Below are 20,889 nucleotides of genomic sequence, written 5' to 3' on the forward strand. Positions count from 1 at the left end.
CACACAAGTCGGCTCTTTTTTTCTACTGTGATTCACTTAAATAGGTCTGTACACGGTTCTGAATCAGCTTTGCTACTTCTTCAGCCGACTTCTGGTCGGAGAAGTAGGCACCTGTCTCCTCTGTTATGATTTCCTCTACCTTGGTATCATAACGCATTACTTGGGTAAGAGATGCCAGGAATTCATCTATCTTAGCTACTTCTTCATCTGTAACCTTTCCAATCTTTACTTCCTTACCATTAATAACAGCAGTATTCTCATATACCTGCTCTTTTCCGTTTTCATCAGTATAGGTATCTGGCTTCTGTGCCTTCGTCTTTAAATCTGCATATGCAGACTTTTTAATCGGCCATTCATAGGAACGGCTACCCTGATATTCATCGCCTAACAGGTACTTGATAAATGCCCACGCTCCCTCTGGATAAGCCGCCTTGGCAGACATTGCAATTTCCATATTGCTGGTGATAGCAGAGCCCTGCTTATTTTCTGTCGGGAAACCGATAAAGGTCAGTTCTTTTCCGCCATAGTTATAATACTTGTCATTGTGAAGCTGTCCATAATTATATAAAAAGTAGGTCTGCAGCATTACCTTATCGGTTGCATACTTAGTTGCTTCTTCCATTGCATTGGCTTCCTCTACAGCTATGACACCTTCATCATACATCCCATTATCTACTTCCTTCGGGAACTGCTTTGCAAAATTAAGAAGCTTTACAAATGCCTCTGTATCAAAGTTACAGGTACCCTTTGCATAATCAATGTACTGATTGATTGCGAGGAACAGACCTCTTTGTAAAACAGACGTCTGAGTCTCACCCTCGAAAATCTTTGTTCCCTCTGGCTTCTGGGCCATCAGCTTTTCTAAATCCTCCATTGTCCAGCCCGGTGTTTTTCCAACATTCTCTTCTTTTGCAATTACAGTCAGTACAGAATAACCAGGAGCAATACTGTAAAGCTTTCCATCCTTTTCAAAAGCTTTAAAAATATTTTCCATATAATCAGAACGGTTAAACTCACTGTCTTTATCCATCTGCTCATATAAATCAGCAAATAAGCCTTTACTGGTATAATTTCCGATTGGCAGGTTGCCTACAGAAACCAAATCCGGAACTTTACCGGAAATCAAATCTGTATTCATTTTATCCGCTCCGGCACTAAAATCCTCGGCCGTTGCATACTTAGAATAATCATCGATGATAATACGGTACTCGTCATTCTTCTTATTAAAAGAAATAACAGCAATATTCACATTGTAATCATTGTATGGCATTGCCAGAGTGACAAGCTTTTTGTCCTTTACGTCCTCCGGAGCTACCTTTTCCACTACCATAATCTGATTTTCCTGGGTAAGCTCGTCATAGACATTTCCTACAAATCTTCCATCTGGCAGACAGGATATATCATAGGTGCTGCTTCCGTTAATATCTGAATTAATCCAGTTAAGAATTTTAGTTTTCTCATCACTTTCAATATCATAGGAATAAACATATACACCGTCATTCATATATAGGCCATCCGGTCCGGAAATAAGATTCATCATATTTAGACCAGCAGCCAGTTTCCGCACCTCCGAAAGCTGCTTTGACTGTGTATCCAACCTGCTGATAATTCTCTGGGTATAATCATCATTGTGAGCAACGGTACATATGTTTCCCTTTCCATCCTTTACCATGCTCTCAACATAGGTAGGTGTATCAATCGTAAACAGTTCCTTGCCTTTCGCATCATAAACAGCAATAGCATTAGAGAATGCAATAACAAGATTGCCAGCATTGTCAAAAAGCATAGCACTTGAATAGAAGTTTTCATCCTTTACCTCAAGCTGATTCTTTAAAAGTTCCTTTCCTGTCGGGTCAGTTTCTACTATATAATAAATATTTTTAGAATTCTCCGGGTTCTTTTCGTCCATTTTCCAGGAGCCAACAATCTTCCAGAAATTACCATCTTTGTCAATGGTAAAGCTCATGGTCCATGTATTTTCCATACTGTCTTCGTTAGAAATTATCCTTTCAACCTTACCTGTATCCGGATTCATCTGTGCTGTAACATCCTTACCCACTTTTTCACTGAAGCTTTGGATGTAAATTTTCCCATCCATACCAGCAGCCACATTTCCCAGATAAGAAAGCTCCTCCGGCTTGTTATAATACGTAGCCTTATAAATCAGATTTTTGTCAAATTCAGCTGTAGACGTCTGCTTGCTCCCGCCGTTACCGCCGCCACAGCCAGTCAGCAAAGAGGCTGACATAATACCAGCCATCACCAGCGCCCCCAGTCTCTTTCCATTAATTTTTTTCATTTTCTATTTTCCTCCTTTTCTCCCAGGATGCCTCTCTTTTCTTTTCAAACCAGTGAAAGAGGACTTCCTTTCTCCATTTCCTATGCTTCCATTTATTATGTAAAAACCGCAGGGTCACTACCAGAGGCAGAATAAAGGCTGCTAACGCCATAAAAAGCATGGCTGAACCATAATCCTCCCAAACCCTTGCAATGTTTTCCCAATAAGGGTATCTTATCTGGTTTTCCCGCATTGAGCGGATACCAAAGGTCTTGACCAGCTGTAATAGTGGTAATGGCTGATATCTGGTTGTATTTTCTACCACCTCAATATCCTGCATCCTTCGTCGTGCCTTTGCCAGCTCCTCCTCACCTGCCTTCACCTCTCCAAACAGATACTCTGTCACGATTTTCTTTCCAAAATCCTTGACCGGATTAGGAATTAAAACCTCATAGCAGGTAATACTTCCTGTCGCCAATCCATTTTCTCCAGCTCCTGCATCCAAAAGTCCAGTAAGCTTCAACGGTGCATACACTCTTGGTTTTGATCCGTAGGCGTATTCCTCAACGCGTCCCGAAAGATTCTTTGCCACTGCCGCAACGAAACACTTTTGTCCATCTAATTCAAAGTCCATCCCTACCACATCCGATGAGCCAAAAAGCTTCCACGCCAGAGTTTCATCAATTACCACTCTGTCATTCATAAGCTCATCCGGTCGGAAATAATAACCGGATACCAGCTCCATAGGATGAAATTGAAAGAAATCGCCACCTACAGCAGTAATCATAACATCCTCATTCACTCTGCCTAAGGCCGCACTTCCAGTAAGCTCTGTACTATAGGCATCCACCCATAATCTTGCCGACTTCGTCTTTGCTTTTAGAGAGGCCTCCTCCAGCTTTCGGCTCAGGTTTACCCGAAAGCTGTTGACATCATTTTCCGAAAAGGCTCTGCCTCCGCCAAGAAATACAGAAACCTGGGTATATCTGGTATCATCCGAGGCCCACCGTTTGGCAGCTAGCTGGTCTGGCAGCCTTCTTCCAATACAGTAAGACATACTGGAAAATATCACGCCCAGCAGGAAAAGTCCCGAAAGCAGCAGAGGCTTTCGTAGCTTTTTCATCATAGGCCGCCTCCTTCAACCAGACGAACCTGCATACCATCTGTCAAAGGCTTCGTTGATGTCGTGATAATAAAGTCGCCGCCCTGAAGCTCTCCTGTAATAGCCGCATTGGTATCGTCCTGTGACAGTACATCCACCTTAACTCTTTGTGCTATGTAACGATTGCCCAGAGGACTGCTCTTGGCATTCACAATTAAAATAAACTTTCCATTATTATCTTCACGGATAGCCGAATTTGGAACGACAGTATCATAATTTGCTTTCTGCTGTCCTACAGAAAGCTCCAGACTCTGTCCTATCTCTACAGAACCGCCTACCTGGAAAATTAACTGCTTATTCTTCGGATCTCCCTCCACTGGAGAAATCTTAGAAATCACAGCCGTAACCTCTTCTCCCCAGACATTTAAGATATCGGCCCTGTCGCCTTCCTTTACCTTCTTTGCCTGCTCTGCTGTTACCTGAAGCTTAACCTCATAGCCCTTTTCTACGATTTGGATAACAGCCAGCACCTTATCTGGTGAAGTCTTTTCTCCGGCTACCGCTGAAATAGAGCTTACTACACCTGCCACCGGTGCCTTTACCTCATTTTTATTTCCTTCCTTTTGAAGCTTTGCAACCTTTTTTTCCAGCCGTGCTATCTTTTTTTGATATACCTCCAGCTGCATTTTTGCGATTTTATCTGTCTGGCTGTCCTTTCTCTTTGTATCTGCCAGCGATAAAATCTTATCCTCCAGAGCCCGTTCTGCTGTCTTTACAGCAGTGACAGCTTCCTCCTCAGTAACTGCACCGGTTTTCGCCTTTTCTAACTCCTTGTTGGCTTTTTCCAGCTTATATTCGCTCTCTGTTTTTGAATCTGTCAGAGCATTTATCTGGCTTTGCAGCTCCTTTTTCTTACTGCTCTGGGTCTTTGCAGCTGTTGCCTTCGCCTTTTCTAAAGCCTTATCTGCCTTCTTCTTTTCATTGGTCCAGTAAGCTACATTAGAGTCGGCTGTATCTACCGTTGTTTGGGCCGCGTATACCACTGACTGCAGGCTGCTGACCTCCTGTTCAAGCTTCGCAATCTTATCCGGGTCTGTTTCTGCTACCAGCTCAGCCTTCTTATTGCTTAAATTTCTCTCCGCTTTGGTCAGCTCCTTATTTGCTTTTGTCTGATTCGACATTGCAATATCCAGATTATACCCTGCTACCTCTACAGCCGCCTCCTCTGCTGCTGTTACAACATCCTCTGAGGAAATACTATCCATCTGCCGCTGAAGCTGACTTATCTGTTTTTCCAGAAGTCGAACCTCTGCCTGACAGGTATCTACCTTATTCTGAGCCACCGCTATCTGTGCCTCCTTGTTACCTGCCAGAGACTTTTTCTCCTGAGCCGTCTCTAAATCCTCCTTCAATCTCTCTATCTCTGCATTTGGGATATCATAGCTACGTATCATTTCTAAGAGTTTAGTTTGATACTCGATCTTAGCTGTATCCAACTGATCCTCTGCCTCCTCAAGAGAGCCGGAGCCCCCCTCTGACAACCTGAACAGCGTTTTCCCTTTTTTTACCTTATCTCCAGTCTTTACCAGAACCTCCTCTACCACGCGTTCCTCTGATACCGATACATTATATGGCTGTGCTGCCTCCACTGTTCCGGTGCCACGCACCCGGGAAGCCACAGTTCCCGGTGATGCATACTGAGCCGACACCTCCGGCAGGGAATAATTCATAATTGTATTAGAGAAAAAGGTCAGTATCAGCATAATTGTCAAAAAGATAATTGCTGTATTTTTTACCCATTCTTTTCTTGTTTTCTTCATTGTCATTTCCCTTTCCTTAACCTTTTACTGCTCCTGAATAAGCAATTCCTTCTACCAGATACTCTTCTCCATACAAAAACAAAAGAAGTGCCGGTATCATATATATGGTTGCCACTGCAAAAGCGAGGCCAACCTCCCCTGTATTAATCTTTGATAAAAATACCGACAAGGGATGCAGCTGTGAATCACTAAGCAGAATCAACGGCTGTTCTACCATATTCCAGTAATCAATAAACACCAAAATTGCCACTGAAAACAGGGAGCTTTTGCTCATCGGCAGACACACCTTTGTAAAAATCTTCCACTCCCCGGCTCCATCAATCTCCGCTGATTCAATCAGAGAAACAGGGATTCGCCGCATAAACTTTGTCAAAAGAAATACACTAAATGGTGCAAAAAAGCCCGGAAGCCAAATTGCCCAGCGGGTATCCAGAATATTCAGCCACTTTGATACCAGATAGTTAGGCACCAGGGTTACCTGATATGGCATCAACATCAAAATGATATATAGAAAAAATATAATTTCTTTTAACCGCCCTCGAAAACGAGTAAAGGAATAAGCCGCTCCCGCGGCAATCAGCAGCTGAAATATCACTATCGGAACCACTAAAATAACAGAATTCCAAAATTTCAAAAGATATTCCGGGCTGCGAAGAAGTACTGTCGCATACTGGCTGAAGGTTACTCTGTCAGGGATAAACTTTAAATTTACCTTTTTTGATACAAAGGTTTTACCCCCCTGGCGGTTCTCTGACGCATTATCTAAAAGTGCCCCATAGTTGGCAGCAATCTCTGTCTTTGACATAAATGAGTTAGCCATGGTCAGCACCGTAGGCGTCAAAAACAATACTGCAAAAAAAGCTGCAATTAAGGTCCTGATGGTCTGAGAGCATATTCTCTTTCTCTTAATCAACCCTCCACATCCTTTCCAAATCGTTCTTCTGCAATAAACAAAGCACCAATAATCAATACCATAACCGCTGCCATAATAATAGCTGCTGCCGACAGCTTCTGGTAATCCAGCGACTGGAAGGTATTGTTCATAAAATTCTGTAAAAGATACAGACTATCATATGGATAATCTCCTGTCATAAGATAGGTTTCCCTAAATACTTTAAAGGAATTAATCAGTGATAAAATCGTCACAAACAAAATGGTCGGTGACAGATAGCGAAGCTTAATATGTACAAAAATAGTCCATGGATTCGAGGTCTCCAGCCGGGCTACCTCAACAAGCTCCTTTGAAATATTGGCAATCCCTGCCATAAATAAAATCATATTGTATCCCAGGTTTTTCCATAAAAACAAAAGGCCAACAACCACCTGGCTGTACTCCGACTTGAGCCAGTCAATTTTATCAATACCCAGGTTAGCCAGCACTCCGTTCACTGCTCCATTATAGTGAAACAGAACCTGCCAGATAAGCACAACGGATGCCACCGGCACCATCATCGGGCTTAAAAAGAAGGTGCGGAACTGACTTTTGTATGGAATCTTTTCATCCAGTAAAAGTGCCAGTCCCAGGGATAAAATCACTGCTAATGGTACAGTTATCAGCGAAAAGGTCGCTGTATTTTTTGCCGCTTTTAAAAAGGCCTGGTTATTCAGAATATTAATAAAATTCTGTAAAAATACAAATTCCCGGTTAATCGGATTGTCTACAAGGGAATAATATATAATAACGCAAAAAGGAATCACAAAAAACACCATAACTCCGATAACGCTTGGTCCCAGATAGGCAGCGGAAATCATTTTTTTCTTTGTTTTTTCTGTCATATTCATAAGCACATCCTCCCGCTCATCCTATTCTAAGGAATTTCCAAGACAGTTACAATATATTTCCTCTTAACATTTCTTACGATTTCCTTAAACTTCTCTATTCTTGGTAAATAATCTGTCGAAGCTCCTCGTAATTTGCGACCTCAAAGTCTGGTTTTTCCGCTGTATCATTTTCCTTATGTTTCGGATTGTACCAGCAGGTAGGAAGCCCTGCTCCTATGCCTCCCAGAATATCAGAATTTAAGGAATCTCCAATCATCAGAATCCTGCTTTTATCCTGCTCAGCCACCTGTTTTAATACAGCTTCAAAATACTCTCTGTCCGGCTTCTGAAAGCCAATATCTTCCGATACAAAAACTCCCCTCAGGTAAGGAAGCAGCCCGGAATCCTCAAATCTTCCCTTCTGGGTAGATGCCACGCCATTTGTGAGAATGTAAAGCTCAAAATCTTTGGAAAGCTCCCTGCAAAGCTTGATGGCCCCCGGAATCGTACAGCCATTGACTGTTAAAAAGTACTGATAATCTCTTTCAAAGGTATCACTCACCCCTTCTATGGAAAGCTCTGAAAAAAGTCTTCTGAAGCGGGTTGCCAAAATCTGTGGCTTTGTAATCTCACCACGCTCAAAGAATGACCAAAGCTCCTGGTTAATATGACTATACTGTTTTCTGATTTCTTCATTAAAGATAAGCCCATGCTTCTGAAAGGAGCTTTCCAATGCACTTCTTTCACATTCCTGAAAATCCAGCAGAGTATCATCAGCATCAAAAAATAATGTTGTATATTTCATAAGCTTCCTCATTTCTATTTTTTTCTTAAAAAAGGATACCACAAATTTGACTTTTTGTAAAATTAATGGTATCTTTTACATATTGTATAAAAGGAGGTGAAAATAAGGGTCAATCCAGGACCAGCTTTCAGACCGAAATGTCTTTAAACGTTAGCGCCATGTACCTTTCTGGATCGGTTGGTAGGTTGACGAGGTGGAGAGCTTATCGAAAATTCGGCGGATACTCTCCCGCGTACTTTGAACGTGTCATATACTGTTAAAACAGCAGGCAACTGCAACATAGAGGCAGTATGATCAAAGAATATCGTTTAAAGGAGACAAGTAAATATTATGTGTGGAATTATTGGATTTTGTGGCGTATTAGACGCAAAGGAAGTATTATGCGAAGGACTTCATGAGCTGGAATACCGGGGCTACGACAGTGCCGGCATTGCATTTTTCACTGAAAAAGGAATTAAGACCATTAAAACCCAGGGCAAGGTAGCCTGTCTGGATGAAAAAGTCGCTCTTTCCAGTGATGAAGCCAGCTGTGGCATTGGTCACACCCGCTGGGCTACCCATGGTGGTGTATCTGATGCCAACTCTCATCCCCATACCTTCGGAAAAGTAACTCTGATTCACAATGGTATCATTGAGAACTATCAGAGCCTTGCAAAAGTTCTGGAACAGCAGGGGAAATATCCCGTTTCACAAACTGATACAGAAATTGCTGCTATGGTCATCGATGACTGCTATAACGAAGATCCATTGGAAGCCATTCGTAGGGCCTGTGAACGGCTGGAGGGAGCCTACGGCTTCTGTATCATGTTTGCAGATATTCCAGGAAAAATTTTTGCTATCCGTAACGGAAGTCCTCTGGTAGCAGCCCACGCAAAGGATGGCTCTGTTATCGCTTCCGATATGGTAGCTCTGATTAAATACAGTAAAGACTATTTTGTACTTCCAGAGCACTGCATTGCTGTTCTTACAAAGGATTCTATCAGTGTTACAGATTCTCTGGGGCATCCGGTTGTACCGGATATGCTTCATGTCAACTGGGATGTTGCTGCTGCCAGAAAGGGTGGCTATGACTATTTCATGCTGAAGGAAATCCATGAACAGCCGGATGCTCTTCGGAATACGATTATGCCAAGAGTCAAAAACGGCCTTCCTTCCTTTGAGGAGGACGGCATACCAGACAACCTGTTTACCGGGCTTGATCGTATTATTATTACTGCCTGCGGTACCGCTATGCATGCAGGTCTTATTGGGAAGAATATGCTTGAAAAGCTTACACGCCTGCCGGTATCGGTAGAAATAGCTTCTGAGTTCCGCTATTCAGACCCAATTTTAACACCAGCCACCCTTGTTATTACGATTTCCCAGTCCGGTGAGACAGCAGATACCCTGGCTGCTCTCCGTCTGGCAAAGGAGGCTGGTGCCAGAACCCTTTCCATCGTCAATGTCAAGGGTTCCTCTATCGCAAGAGAAAGTGACTATGTATTATATACCCATGCTGGACCAGAAATCGCTGTAGCCAGCACCAAGGCCTATACGGTACAGCTGGCAGCTATTTATCTGACAGCCTTCCGCCTGGCTATGATTAAAAATTTGTTATCTGAGAACGAAGTACGGCATTATACCAGACTTTTAGAGGATACGATTTCCCAGGTAGAGGCTGTTCTCTCCTATGATACCCAGATAGAGCCTATTTCCCACCGTCTTAAGGATTGCCAGGACTTATTTTTCATTGGAAGAGGTCTTGATTATTCTCTTTCCTGTGAAGGCTCTATCAAGCTTAAGGAGGTAAGCTATATCCACTCTGAAGCCTATGCTGCCGGAGAATTAAAGCATGGAACCATCTCCCTGATTACAGACAACGTGCCTGTAATTGCCCTGGCTACCCAGCCAACGGTTTATGCTAAAATGATTTCCAATGTCCGTGAAGTTCGCTCCCGGGGAGCTATGGTCATCCTAATTACCAATTCCGGTATTTTGGTAGACCCATCCCTGTGTGACCACCATATTCTCCTGCCGGAGATGGATTCTGACTTTACCCCATTTGCTGCTGCTGTTATTTTACAGTATATCGCTTATTACACAGCTGTCAGCCGTGGACTTAATGTAGACCAGCCACGCAATCTTGCAAAATCAGTTACTGTAGAATAAATACGAAATGAGGTTGCTATGATTAAAAATCTGTACCAAAAGAAAAAACCTGTTATATCTTTAGAAGTCTTTCCTCCAAAGGAGGATACGGATATTTCTCTAATTTATAATACTCTAGATAAAATGAAAGAGCTTAGCCCTGATTTTATCAGTGTTACCTATGGCGCTAATGGCAGTAGCCGCCATCGTACCGTAGAAATTGCTGCCTATATTCAGAATACCTTAGGCTGTGAGGCTTTGGCTCATTTGACCTGTGCTGCTTTAGATGAAGCGGTACTCCTTGATTATCTTAGCCAGCTAAAGGAGGCCAATGTGAAGAATGTATTAGCCCTTCGCGGAGATATGCCAAAGGATATGACACGGGCAGAATTCGAAGGCAGGCATTTTCGCTATGCAAAGAATCTGATTAATGCTATTCCTAAGCATCCTCTTGGTTCTATCGGTGCCGCCTGTTACCCTGAGATTCATCCGGAATCCCTAGACCAGGCAGATGATATTGCCCATTTAAAGGAAAAGGTAGACGCAGGTGCAGACTTTTTAATCACACAGCTATTTTTTGATAACTTTATCTTTTATGATTTTATGGAGCAGCTGGAAAGAGCCGGTATCAAGGTTCCCGTTTCGGCAGGTATCATGCCAATTACCTCCATTTCTCAGATACAGAGGATTGTAAGACTTTCCGGCTCACAGGTTCCCTCCTCACTGGCTCATATCCTCGCCAAATATCAGGATAATCCAGAGGATGTTAAAAAGGCCGGACTGGAATTTGCTTCTATTCAGATTGATGGACTGATACAAAATAATGCTGCCGGCATTCACCTCTATACAATGAATAAATTTGAAACTGCCGATATGGTTTTCAGGCATATCCGGCCTTAAAATGCAGGAAGTGCATGGAAGCTTACCTTTGCTCCATGCACTTCTTAACCCCTTTACGGTAGCTGCAAAATTTTCCGCCTTCTGCCAGTTCTCCATCTCAATACAGGTGACCAGCTTTTCCAGAGCATTTACCATTTCCTTCTGGTTTTCTGTGCTTCCAAAGCGGTATACCTCATCATATTTCACTTTTCATGTTCAATCAATTCCTTTTACACATTTTATGATTTTTATTTTATAACCCTTGCTTTTTGTGATATTGTATTATATAATCAAAACATATTATGAAAAATTATGGCCAATACCAGAGGAAAGGGAGAAGGAAAATGACTTTTAATGTGCGTTTAAAACAACTGCGTCAAAAGCATAAGCTAACCCAGAGTGAGCTTGCTGATTTACTTGGTTTAAAGCCTACAGCAATTTCCAATTATGAGTCCAAGAGAAATGAGCCTTCTTTTGAAAAGCTTATTGCCCTGTCAAAATATTTTGATGTTTCCTGTGATTATTTACTAGGCATTTCTGATGCTTATCTGCCTATCGGTGGTGAAGTGTTGGATAAGGACATTGTAGAATTTTTTAATCTATATCAGCAGTTAAATGCCGAAAGTGCCAAAGAACTTCGTAATTATGCAAAGTACGTTCTTTTCCACCAGGAACATCCTGAAAATTTTGATTAAAAAAACATCATTAGTAATAAAAAAGTACCGGAATGGAAGCATTGCCTCTCCGGTACTTTTTTATTACTAATTTCTTCCACAACAGAACTTATACTTCTTGCCAGAACCGCATGGACATGGGTCATTACGTCCTACCTTTTTACCCCTTACGATAGTTCCGGAAGCCTTCTGCTCCTTATAAAGCTCCTTACGGCGTTCCGGTGTCAGAAGATTATCCCACTCCTCTAATCCGTACAGCCAGTCAGCCTTTGCTTCTACCATGTTATAATACAGCTTCTCCTTATCAAAGTCCAGAGAAACAACCGTATCCTTGTCCATCTCCTCGATTGGATTTGGGGTCTTTAAGCTGTCATTAATACCATCTAAAAAGCCTACCATAATCTTAAGTTCTGTATTATATTTTGCTGCAAGCTCCTCTACCGTGCCGCTGACTACTGTCTCAGGATCACTTAAAAGCTGCTCATAAATTCCTTTTTCAACTGCAAAATAATGCTCCCAAAGCCGCTGGCTCTTTTTCTGGTCATTTTGCTGAGAGTATGCTTCCTCTCTCCACTCGGTTAATAAACTCATATTTCTATGCCTCTCTTTCTCATTTGCCGATTTGGCATGCAGCCTACTGCACAATCGAAGTATAGCAAACTTTTCCTCCTTTTTCAATCATTTTTATTGTGTTTCCGCATTTTTACTCACCAAACTCTTGCCAGAATATCTTTTTATATAATTCTTTTTCAAATAATTTCCTAATATCCTGTGTATCAACAAAATAAATTCATCGCTTTCACTCGCCAAAACCGGAATTTTAGGAAAATCGTTTCTAAAGATGTTATGATTCCTGTCTTTTCAACGGTAGGACAACCCAAGGGGCTGTATATCAGCATGAACACAAGCTTCGCAAACTTTTGTGCCGCTCTTACAGGCTTTTGAGTAAAAATGCGGAAACATAAAAAATTTTCTTTTCTTGTATAAAGGAGAAAAAATCCGTCTATACTATAGCTGTAATTGGAACCCCCTTCCAATTACCAGTATTACTTATCCTCCCTAAAATGAAAAAAGCTGCCGATTATGGGCAGCTTTTTTCTATATCTGCAATTTCAATTCCTGCCCTTTATTTTTTTAAAATCCGATAGATTAAAAGGATGGCATAAATCATAACCGGAATAAATACCGTAGAAAACAAACATGCCATAAATAAGCCCCTACTATACGGAGTAGACAAAAGAGCTGATACAAAGGTAAGGATATATAATCCACCTAAAAGAAGAGCCCCTACCAGAGCCAAAATACGCTTTAATTTTTTCATAAAACCCCTCCTTTCTTCTATTCTTCTGCTTCCTCTTTTATCCGACGAAGATGTTCCTTCAATTCCTTTTCATAGCCATTATCAGAAAGCTCATAAAATACCCGGTCCTTTAATTCATCCGGGAGATACTGCTGTTTTACATAATGATTTTTATAGTTATGGGCATATTTATAGCCAATCCCATGTCCCAGCTCCTTTGCTCCTCCATAGTGGGCATCCTGAAGATAAGGTGGAATACTGCCTGTTTTTTCATTCTTTACTGCCTCCATAGCTGCCGAAATCGCATTAACTGCAGAATTGCTCTTAGGGGCACAGGCTACATAGGTGGCTGCCTGTGCCAGTATAATCTGGGATTCCGGCATACCTATCCGCTCTACCGCCTGGGCAGCTGCCGCTGCTACTACAATCGCATTTGGGTCTGCATTGGATACATCCTCTGCCGCACAAATCATAATTCTCCGGGCAATAAAACGTACATCCTCACCGGCATACAGCATCCTTGCCAGATAGTAAACTGCTGCATCCGGATCAGAGCCTCTCATGCTTTTAATAAAAGCAGATATCGTATCGTAATGGTTATCCCCATCCTTGTCATACTGAATCACCCGCTTCTGGATACACTCTGATGCTACCTCTAAAGTGATGTGAATCCTTCCATCCTCTGACGGCTCTGTAGTCAGCACACCAAGCTCGATAGCCGTAAGGACCGCCCTGGCATCTCCGTTGGAAATATCCGATAAAAATTCCAATGCCTCCTCTTCAAGCACTGCATTATAAACTCCCAATCCCTTTTCCTTATCCGTAACCGCCCGCAAAAGCAAGGTCTTAATATCCTTTTTATGGAGTCGTTTCAGTTCAAACACTACAGAACGTGAAATCAATGCCCTGTTTACCTCAAAGTAGGGATTCTCTGTTGTAGCTCCAATAAGGATAATCGTTCCATCCTCTACAAAAGGCAGAAGATAATCCTGTTGTCCTTTATTAAAGCGGTGGATTTCATCGATGAAAAGAATGGTTTTCTTTCCATACATCCCCATCCGTTCCTTTGCCTGGGCCACTACCTCCTCCATATCCTTCTTTCCGGCAGCCGTTGCGTTAATCTGTGTAAATTCTGCACTTGTCGTATTAGCAATGACCTTCGCCAAGGTTGTCTTACCTGTTCCCGGAGGCCCATAGAGGATAATGGAGCTTAACTTGTCTGCCTTGATGGCACGGTACAAAAGCTTATCTTTTCCGATGATATGCTCCTGCCCTACGACTTCCTCCAAGGTAGATGGCCGAAGTCTGCTAGCAAGAGGTGATTCCTTTTCCATTTTTGTACTTCTCATATATTCAAATAAATCCATGGCTATCCCTGTTCCTTTGCTATCCTTTCAAATACAATAGATTCCCCATCAAGATTACCAAAATACACTTGGGCAGTTTCGTTAATCTCTGCCCTTCCATTGGTTGCCTCTGTTACCTTTTTTACAAAGCCTGTGCACAAATCCTCGGGAACTAAAAGCTTCATCTTCACTGCCTCTGTATATTCTGTATCTTCTATGGTGAGGCCCATTTGGGCTGCCAGGTACTGGAGCTTCCCAATTCCATTATAATCAGTCAGCACCTCATAAGCACTCCCTGGTTCTTTTACTACAATCCTGCTATCTTCAAGGCCCAAAAGCGTTGTGTGGGAATAAGCCCGTACCAGACCACCTGTTCCCAGGAGTGTTCCACCAAAATACCTTGTCACTACTACGACTACATCATGTACTTCTTCTCCCAAAAGTACATCCAGCATTGGCTTTCCTGCTGTACCACCTGGCTCACCATCATCAGAAAACCGCATAATTTCATTTTTTCTGCCAATAACATAAGCATAACAGTTATGTCTGGCATCCCAATACTTTTTCCTTTGTGCTTCAATAAATGCAAGAGCTTCCTCTTCTGAAGCCACTGGTTTTACAGCTGCTATGAACCTGGATTTTTTTTCTACCAGTTCACCGCTGCCGCCCTCATAAACAATTTTATAACTTTCCACTATGGATTACCTGTCCTTTTTCTTTTCTTCTTTCATAATCATAGCAGAATTCAAAGAAATGCACAAGCCACAACCGGACTTAGAAAAAATAGTTCTTTATTTTAATCCAGATATTTGCTATAATAAAATGAATTGTTTTGCCTACTTAGCAAAACTCCAGGAGGTGTAAAATGAACTATAGTCAGAAAGGAACTGCAAACAAGCAGCGGGCTCTGACCTCCAGACGCAGAAGGATGATATCCAAGGTAAATGTTGCGTTTTTCCGCACCCTTTTCCTGTGCTTTCTCGTTTGTGTCATTGTCGGTGGTTTTGCCGGCTTTGGAGTCATAAAAGGGCTGATTGACAATGCACCCAGTATCGACTCTATAGATGTTGCCCCAAGTGGATTTGCAACCACATTATATTATTCCAATGGCAAGGAAAGCCAAAAGCTCATCGGCTCCGGTGCCAACCGTGTCTATGTTACTTTAGACCAGATACCGGACTATGTTGAAAATGCCTTTATTGCCATTGAAGATGCCCGATTCCGTACTCATAACGGTATCGATGTCAAGGGTATCTTCCGTGCCTTTTTTAACGGCCTCTCCAAAGGTGAATTTGACGAAGGTGCCAGTACCCTGACACAGCAGCTTTTAAAGAACCAGATTTTTAATGGTGGGTCTGAGCCTACCTTTATTGCCAAGCTGGAACGAAAGATTCAGGAACAGTATCTTGCTATCCAGCTGGAGGATAAGCTTTCCAAGGATCAGATTCTGGAATATTACTTAAATACCATCAACCTTGGTCAGAATACCCTTGGCGTACAGACAGCCTCTCTCCGCTATTTTGGAAAGGATGTTTCTGAGCTTACGATTTCCGAAGCAGCCGTGATTGCCGGTATTACCCAGAGCCCGGCTGCCCTGAATCCAATCAGCCATCCTGAAGCTAATAGAGATAAGCGTGAGATTGTACTACGTTACATGAAGGAACAGGGCTTTATCACTGAGAGCGAATATGAGGAGGCTCTGGCAGATGATGTATATTCCCGGATTCAGCAGTTCAATGAGGAGCAGTATTCCGATACCTCTGTCCAGGTCAACAGCTATTTTACCGATGCTGTCTGCGAACAGGTTATTAAAGATTTACAGGACAAGCTTGGTTATTCAGAAACCCAGGCCGTAAATGCCCTATATCGGGATGGCCTTCAGATTTTTACAACCCAGAGTCAGAAGATACAAAAAATCTGCGACAAAATCTTTCGTGATGAATCCATGTATCCTGCCTCTTCCCAATGGGCACTGACCTACCGTCTTTCTATTATGGGAAAGGATGGCGAGGAGCACCACTATAATGAATACCATCTGAAAAAATATTTTGTAACTACAAAAAAACAGACAAGCTTTGATTTATATTTTAAAAACAAAGAGGACGCGGTTCCCTATATTGAAGAATTCCGTGCCCACATTCTGGAGGATGCCGAAGAGATTACCGGCGAATCTACAAATTATACGATTCAGCCACAGATTTCCTTTGTATTGATAAACCAGTACAACGGCAAGGTACTGGCCCTGGTCGGCGGCCGTGGAGAAAAGACAGCCAGCCGTACTTTAAATCGTGCTACCGATTCCACCAGACAACCAGGCTCTACCTTTAAGGTAGTATCTACCTACCTGCCGGCTCTGGACACCCGGGGCATGACTCTTGCCAGTGTCCAGGATGATGCAGAATTTTATTATCCAGACTCTCAAAGAAAGGTTCATAACTGGGATGGCGATTCCTATAAGGGTCTTACAACACTTCGGCAGGGTATCGTGCGTTCCATGAACGTTGTTACGGTAAAAACCATGGTAGATGTTACCCCATCTGTTGCCTATGACTATCTGATGCGGTTGGGCTTTACTACCGTTTACGATAAATATGTAGATGAAAATGGCAAGCTTTTTTCTGACCTTCAGTATCCAACAGCACTGGGTGGTCTTACAAAGGGTGTTACTAACTTTGAACTGACAGCCGCTTTTGCTGCCATTGCAAATAAAGGAGTCTACACAAAGCCAACCCTTTATACTAAGATTTTAGACCATGATGGTAATGTACTTCTGGAAAATAAACCAGAAACCCGTCAGGTCATGAAGGAAAGCACTGCATGGCTTTTGACCAATGCTATGGAGGACGTTGTCAAGGTGGGTACCGGCGGTCTTACCCGTTTTACCTCCATGTCAATGCCCGTAGCCGGCAAAACCGGTACTACCTCCAATGATATTGATCTTTGGTTTGTAGGCTATACACCTTACTATACCGCTGGCATCTGGAGTGGCTATGATAATAACAAGGATCAGGATAATACTTCTTATCATAAGGTGCTTTGGCGAACCGTTATGCAGACAGTTCATCAGAAGCTTGACAAGGAATATAAGGAATTTGAAAAGCCTGGCAATATAGTAACAGCCAAGATTTGTACCAAATCAGGCAAACTGGCTGTTGATGGTCTTTGCGATGGCTGTATCCGTACCGAATATTTTGAGGCAGGTACTGTTCCAACGGAAAAATGTGATATTCATGTTAAGTTCCGTATTTGTAATAAGTCAAAAAAAATCGCTGGCAAATACTGCCCAGAGGATGAAGTAACAGAGCAGGTCTTCCTTTTAAAAGAGGAAACAGGAAAAACCGCTGATACTCCATATGTCATCAGCCCGGATGAATTAAATGAAACCTGTCACATCCATACCTCTCCTGTAATTGAAAAACCAGTGGAAGAACCTACAGATGAGCCTGCTGCCCCTTCAGAGGGGCCGTCAGAAGCTCCGACAGATAGCCCGGAAAACAATAGGCGAAAGAAAAAATAAAGCAAAGGGGAGCTGCTCTTTAAGGCAGGTCCCCTTTATCTATATTAAAAGCAGCCGGCTGCTTGAAATATCTGTTATTCCTTTAGTTTTGGCTTAAAAATCCAGGATGCAATATAAGAAAATATCAAGGCTGCTGAAATTCCCACACTAGACGCAGTAAATCCACCTTTAAAAATTCCTATAAAGCCCTCCTTATCTACAGCCTCCTTAACTCCCTTAAATAACGTGTTTCCAAAGCCAATTAATGGTACAGTAGCACCGGCACCAGCCCATTTTGCAAAGGGCTCATAGATACCGACTGCTCCCAATAATGCTCCCAGACATACTAGTATTACCATAATACGTCCCGGCATCAGCTTTGTATTATCCATTAAAATCTGTACGGCAGCACAAATTAGTCCGCCTATGATAAATGCTTTTATATAATCCATGCTTCTCCTCATTTCCTAGTTTTACATTAATTCCAAGGCAACACCATGTGAAATACCTGGAACAGAATTTCCTTCATTAAAGCTGACTGTCGAAAGCAGGGCTCCCGTCGGCACGAAAAGAACCTTTTTCCATTCCTTTTTCTTCATCTTTCGCAGCACATACCCTGTAAGAGTAATAGCACTGCAAGCACAGCCGCTTCCTCCTGCATGAGTATCCTGCTCCTCATCATCGAATATTTCAATTCCACAATCCATATAATTAGAGGAAATATCCATTCCCTTTTGCTTAAGCATATCTAAAAGAATATCTCTTCCAACACAGCCTAAATCTCCGGTAATAATTCTATCATAGTAGTCCGGCCTAAGTCCAAAATCAGATAAATGGCTATAAATAACATCATAGGCTGCCGGTGCCATGCAGGCTCCCATATTCATACTATCCTTAATTCCAAAGTCCACTACCTTTCCGGTTGTAACCCTGCGAATACCAATCCAGCCACTGGCTTCCGGTGCTGCCTCGCCTAAAACCACTGCTCCACTTCCTGTCACAGTCCAGGTGGCTGACAGGGGCCTTTGGTTACCATAGGCCAGAGGGAAACGAAACTGCTTCTCTGCTCCTCCAAAATGGCTGGAAGTAAGAGATACTACTTTGTCAGCATATCCGCCTTCAACCAGAATTGCCCCGATTGTCATAGCCTCTCCCATCGTGGAGCAGGCTCCATAGACTCCAAACATCGGAATATCAAGACTCATGATGCCAAAAGAAGTAGCAATTAGCTGACCCAGCAAATCTCCAGATACCAGATAGCGGATATCCTGAGGCTTAAGGCCTGCCTTTTGAATTGCCAAAGATGCTGCCTTTTCCTGAAGCCGGCTCTCTGCCTCCTCCCAGCTCTTTCCACCACACATAGGGTCTTCCTCTATCACATCAAAATATTCTCCCAGCGGGCCCTCAGCCTCCTTTTTTCCGGCTATCGAGGCTTCACTCAGAATACAGGGCGGCTTCTCAAACTCAATACTTCTTTTTCCAACGTATTTCTTCATTGAAGCATCCTCCTTTTTTATTCTGATGTTAGAATTTACAAAAACCAGGAATTTTATACAAAATTCCTGGTTTCTGATATCATTTCATATTAATTTACTTTAAAAATGAATTTTACTTCTGTCTTCACGCCATCCTCGGCATCAGAGAAAATGGTATAATTCTTTGCGTTATCTACAACAGCTTCACTGTTTTCTAGAAGACCCTTGATTTTATCGTTGTAAGTATCATAAAGCTTCTGAATACCTTCCTTATCAAATTTCTTCATACCCTTGTAAAGAGTCTTTCCACCTTCTGCTGCAGAGGTAATTCCCTTTTTGAACTGAATGCTTGCACTGCCAAGCTGCTTTCCACCATTCTGAAGCCTTAAGGCACCCTGTAGCAGGGAATCGATGCCTACAGAAAGCTTACCACTGCCTGCTTCTAACTGGGTTAATGCTGCTAATAGCTGCTTATGAGCATCGGTCAGCTGGCTGATGCCTCCTGTCAACTGAGTAGCTCCACTTACAATGCTGTCTGCACCAGCTGCTGCCTGGGTAATACCTGCTTCAATCTGGCTTCCGCTCTTTTGTAAGCCTTCTGCTATCTGCTTCTGTCCTGCTGTGTTCTGCTTCAGCTCCTCTACAATTGTCTTGTCAACACCAGCAGCCTCCATAGCCTTAATAATAGCCTCATTATTCTCTACCGTCTTTGCCAGAGTATCATAAGCCGCATTTTCCTGCTTCTTTGCGGCTGCAAGCTGCTTCATAGCTGCATCAAACTGACTGACACCGACTGCCAGAGCCTTGTTTCCTTCCTCCAGCTTACCTGTACTTTCTACAACCTTACTCATGCCATTCTTTGTATCGGTGATACCCTTATTTAATTCAGAAGCACCGCTCTTTAACTGGCCAGCACCGGTATACAGGCTGTCAACCCCCTTTACTATCTGGTCAACACCGTCGATATATTCGGAAGCCTTCTCATCCAGAGTATTTAATCCCTCGGACAATTCCTTAGAACCATCTACCAGTTTTTTAGAAGAGTCAGAAAGCTCCTCCATAGCATCGCCTAAATCAGAAATCTTATCCTCATCATCAAAGGTAAGCTCAGATAACAAACCAGCTGTAGCTACATTATAAATAGTAAGAGGCTCGTATTCCGTTACATCCGCTTCGATAACAACCTCCTCTGGAATCTCCATATCCGTGTCCAGAGCCTTGGCAAGTCCCGGCATGGAAAGACCGGTTACAATCAGCTTATCGCTGTCAGAAAGCACCTTGATATTTTCGCCGGTAACATTCTGATACTTATCAGCATCCAGTAAAGCTGCTGAAATAATCGTAAATGGTACATATTCCTTTGTTGTATTCGTAAAGCTTACTGTGATTTTTACCTTACCTGACTTTCCCTCCAGTTCAGCCGCACTGATATCCTTGCCATCCAGCTGATAGCTTACCTTTAACTCCATCGGGAGGGTCTTGGTGCTGGTTCCCTGATAATAAATATCGGCCCCCTCCGCCTTCCATATCAGACTCTTATCACCCTTCTGCTCATAGGTTTCATCGCCCTTTACATTGACAATATCCTGTAAATCAGACCTATCAGAGATTTCAGACTGATTATCCAGATTTTTCAGCCAGTCACTTACCAGCACCTTTTCAACCGTTCCTTCTGCATTTGTAAATGCATATACTGTTTCATCCTTTTCTATACTTCCTGAATTTATCTGAGCCTTAGCTGCTTTTGCATCTACCAGATTTGCTCCAGCCAGGCTTAAACTTAAAACAGATACCATACCTAACGCAATTAATCTTTTTGCCTTCAT

17 protein-coding genes are annotated in these 20,889 nt (G+C 42.5%); 4 read left to right on the top strand and 13 right to left on the bottom strand.

Annotation, left to right across the window (positions count from 1 at the left end; all coding sequences use genetic code 11):
• Positions 1-22 precede the first annotated feature (22 nt).
• From ASU35_RS12665 to ASU35_RS12690, 6 genes are all read right to left on the bottom strand, one after another.
• Positions 23-2,299 carry an extracellular solute-binding protein gene (locus tag ASU35_RS12665; RefSeq protein WP_058353370.1) on the bottom strand — a complete coding sequence of 759 codons (2,277 nt, stop codon included), beginning with the start codon at positions 2,297-2,299 and terminating at the stop codon, positions 23-25.
• Complete coding sequence (locus ASU35_RS12670) at positions 2,286-3,404, bottom strand: ABC transporter permease (RefSeq protein ID WP_058353371.1); 1,119 nt, start codon at positions 3,402-3,404, stop codon at positions 2,286-2,288. The genes ASU35_RS12665 and ASU35_RS12670 overlap by 14 nt, the downstream gene beginning before the upstream one ends.
• The gene (locus ASU35_RS12675; RefSeq protein ID WP_058353372.1) at positions 3,401-5,206 is read right to left on the bottom strand and encodes an HlyD family efflux transporter periplasmic adaptor subunit; all 1,806 of its coding nucleotides are present in this window, start codon (positions 5,204-5,206) and stop codon (positions 3,401-3,403) included. Before ASU35_RS12675 ends, ASU35_RS12670 begins: the two co-directional genes overlap by 4 nt.
• 10 nt (positions 5,207-5,216) lie before the next feature.
• Positions 5,217-6,113: a carbohydrate ABC transporter permease gene (locus ASU35_RS12680; RefSeq protein WP_242861284.1), complete on the bottom strand. Its 897-nt coding sequence runs from the start codon at positions 6,111-6,113 to the stop codon at positions 5,217-5,219.
• Positions 6,110-6,982 carry a carbohydrate ABC transporter permease gene (locus ASU35_RS12685; protein WP_058353373.1) on the bottom strand — a complete coding sequence of 291 codons (873 nt, stop codon included), beginning with the start codon at positions 6,980-6,982 and terminating at the stop codon, positions 6,110-6,112. Before ASU35_RS12685 ends, ASU35_RS12680 begins: the two co-directional genes overlap by 4 nt.
• 94 nt (positions 6,983-7,076) lie before the next feature.
• The gene (locus ASU35_RS12690) at positions 7,077-7,766 is read right to left on the bottom strand and encodes a YjjG family noncanonical pyrimidine nucleotidase (protein WP_058353374.1); all 690 of its coding nucleotides are present in this window, start codon (positions 7,764-7,766) and stop codon (positions 7,077-7,079) included.
• Between the two features lie 330 nt (positions 7,767-8,096).
• On the opposite strand from ASU35_RS12690, the gene glmS reads away from it, so the two are divergent.
• The 3 genes from glmS (at position 8,097) to ASU35_RS18825 (ending at position 11,467) form a co-directional block, all read left to right on the top strand.
• Positions 8,097-9,914, top strand: coding sequence for a glutamine--fructose-6-phosphate transaminase (isomerizing) (glmS, locus tag ASU35_RS12695; RefSeq protein ID WP_058353375.1), 1,818 nt, complete (start codon positions 8,097-8,099; stop codon positions 9,912-9,914).
• Positions 9,915-9,932: 18 nt separating this feature from the next.
• Positions 9,933-10,793: a methylenetetrahydrofolate reductase [NAD(P)H] gene (gene metF / locus ASU35_RS12700; RefSeq protein ID WP_058353376.1), complete on the top strand. Its 861-nt coding sequence runs from the start codon at positions 9,933-9,935 to the stop codon at positions 10,791-10,793.
• 323 nt (positions 10,794-11,116) lie between these two features.
• Positions 11,117-11,467, top strand: coding sequence for a helix-turn-helix domain-containing protein (locus tag ASU35_RS18825; RefSeq protein ID WP_172794642.1), 351 nt, complete (start codon positions 11,117-11,119; stop codon positions 11,465-11,467).
• 66 nt (positions 11,468-11,533) lie between these two features.
• On the opposite strand, the gene ASU35_RS12710 is transcribed toward ASU35_RS18825, so the two are convergent.
• The 4 genes from ASU35_RS12710 to ASU35_RS12730 form a co-directional block, all read right to left on the bottom strand.
• Positions 11,534-12,037, bottom strand: coding sequence for an SEC-C metal-binding domain-containing protein (locus ASU35_RS12710; protein WP_058353377.1), 504 nt, complete (start codon positions 12,035-12,037; stop codon positions 11,534-11,536).
• A gap of 535 nt (positions 12,038-12,572) precedes the next feature.
• Positions 12,573-12,767, bottom strand: a complete 195-nt coding sequence (locus ASU35_RS12720) for a hypothetical protein (protein ID WP_058353379.1) — start codon at positions 12,765-12,767, stop codon at positions 12,573-12,575.
• 17 nt (positions 12,768-12,784) lie between these two features.
• Positions 12,785-14,113 carry a replication-associated recombination protein A gene (locus ASU35_RS12725; RefSeq protein ID WP_058353380.1) on the bottom strand — a complete coding sequence of 443 codons (1,329 nt, stop codon included), beginning with the start codon at positions 14,111-14,113 and terminating at the stop codon, positions 12,785-12,787.
• A 2-nt stretch (positions 14,114-14,115) separates the two neighbouring features.
• Positions 14,116-14,790: a YigZ family protein gene (locus tag ASU35_RS12730; protein ID WP_058353381.1), complete on the bottom strand. Its 675-nt coding sequence runs from the start codon at positions 14,788-14,790 to the stop codon at positions 14,116-14,118.
• A gap of 167 nt (positions 14,791-14,957) precedes the next feature.
• Here ASU35_RS12730 and ASU35_RS12735 point away from each other — a divergent pair, with 167 nt between their 5' ends.
• A complete protein-coding gene (locus ASU35_RS12735; RefSeq protein ID WP_058353382.1) occupies positions 14,958-17,609 on the top strand; it encodes a transglycosylase domain-containing protein in 2,652 nt (883 codons plus the stop codon).
• Between the two features lie 74 nt (positions 17,610-17,683).
• Here the strand turns inward: ASU35_RS12735 and spoVAE are convergent, their stop codons facing one another.
• From spoVAE to ASU35_RS12750, 3 genes are all read right to left on the bottom strand, one after another.
• Positions 17,684-18,040 (bottom strand): stage V sporulation protein AE, encoded by a 357-nt coding sequence (gene spoVAE / locus ASU35_RS12740; protein ID WP_058353383.1) that lies wholly within the window; start codon positions 18,038-18,040, stop codon positions 17,684-17,686.
• A gap of 21 nt (positions 18,041-18,061) precedes the next feature.
• Positions 18,062-19,084: a stage V sporulation protein AD gene (gene spoVAD / locus ASU35_RS12745; protein WP_058353384.1), complete on the bottom strand. Its 1,023-nt coding sequence runs from the start codon at positions 19,082-19,084 to the stop codon at positions 18,062-18,064.
• An 89-nt stretch (positions 19,085-19,173) separates the two neighbouring features.
• Positions 19,174-20,889 carry a hypothetical protein gene (locus tag ASU35_RS12750; RefSeq protein ID WP_058353385.1) on the bottom strand — a complete coding sequence of 572 codons (1,716 nt, stop codon included), beginning with the start codon at positions 20,887-20,889 and terminating at the stop codon, positions 19,174-19,176.

This window comes from Acetivibrio ethanolgignens (assembly GCF_001461035.1).
Classification (GTDB): Bacteria; Bacillota; Clostridia; order Lachnospirales; family Lachnospiraceae; genus Velocimicrobium; species Velocimicrobium ethanolgignens.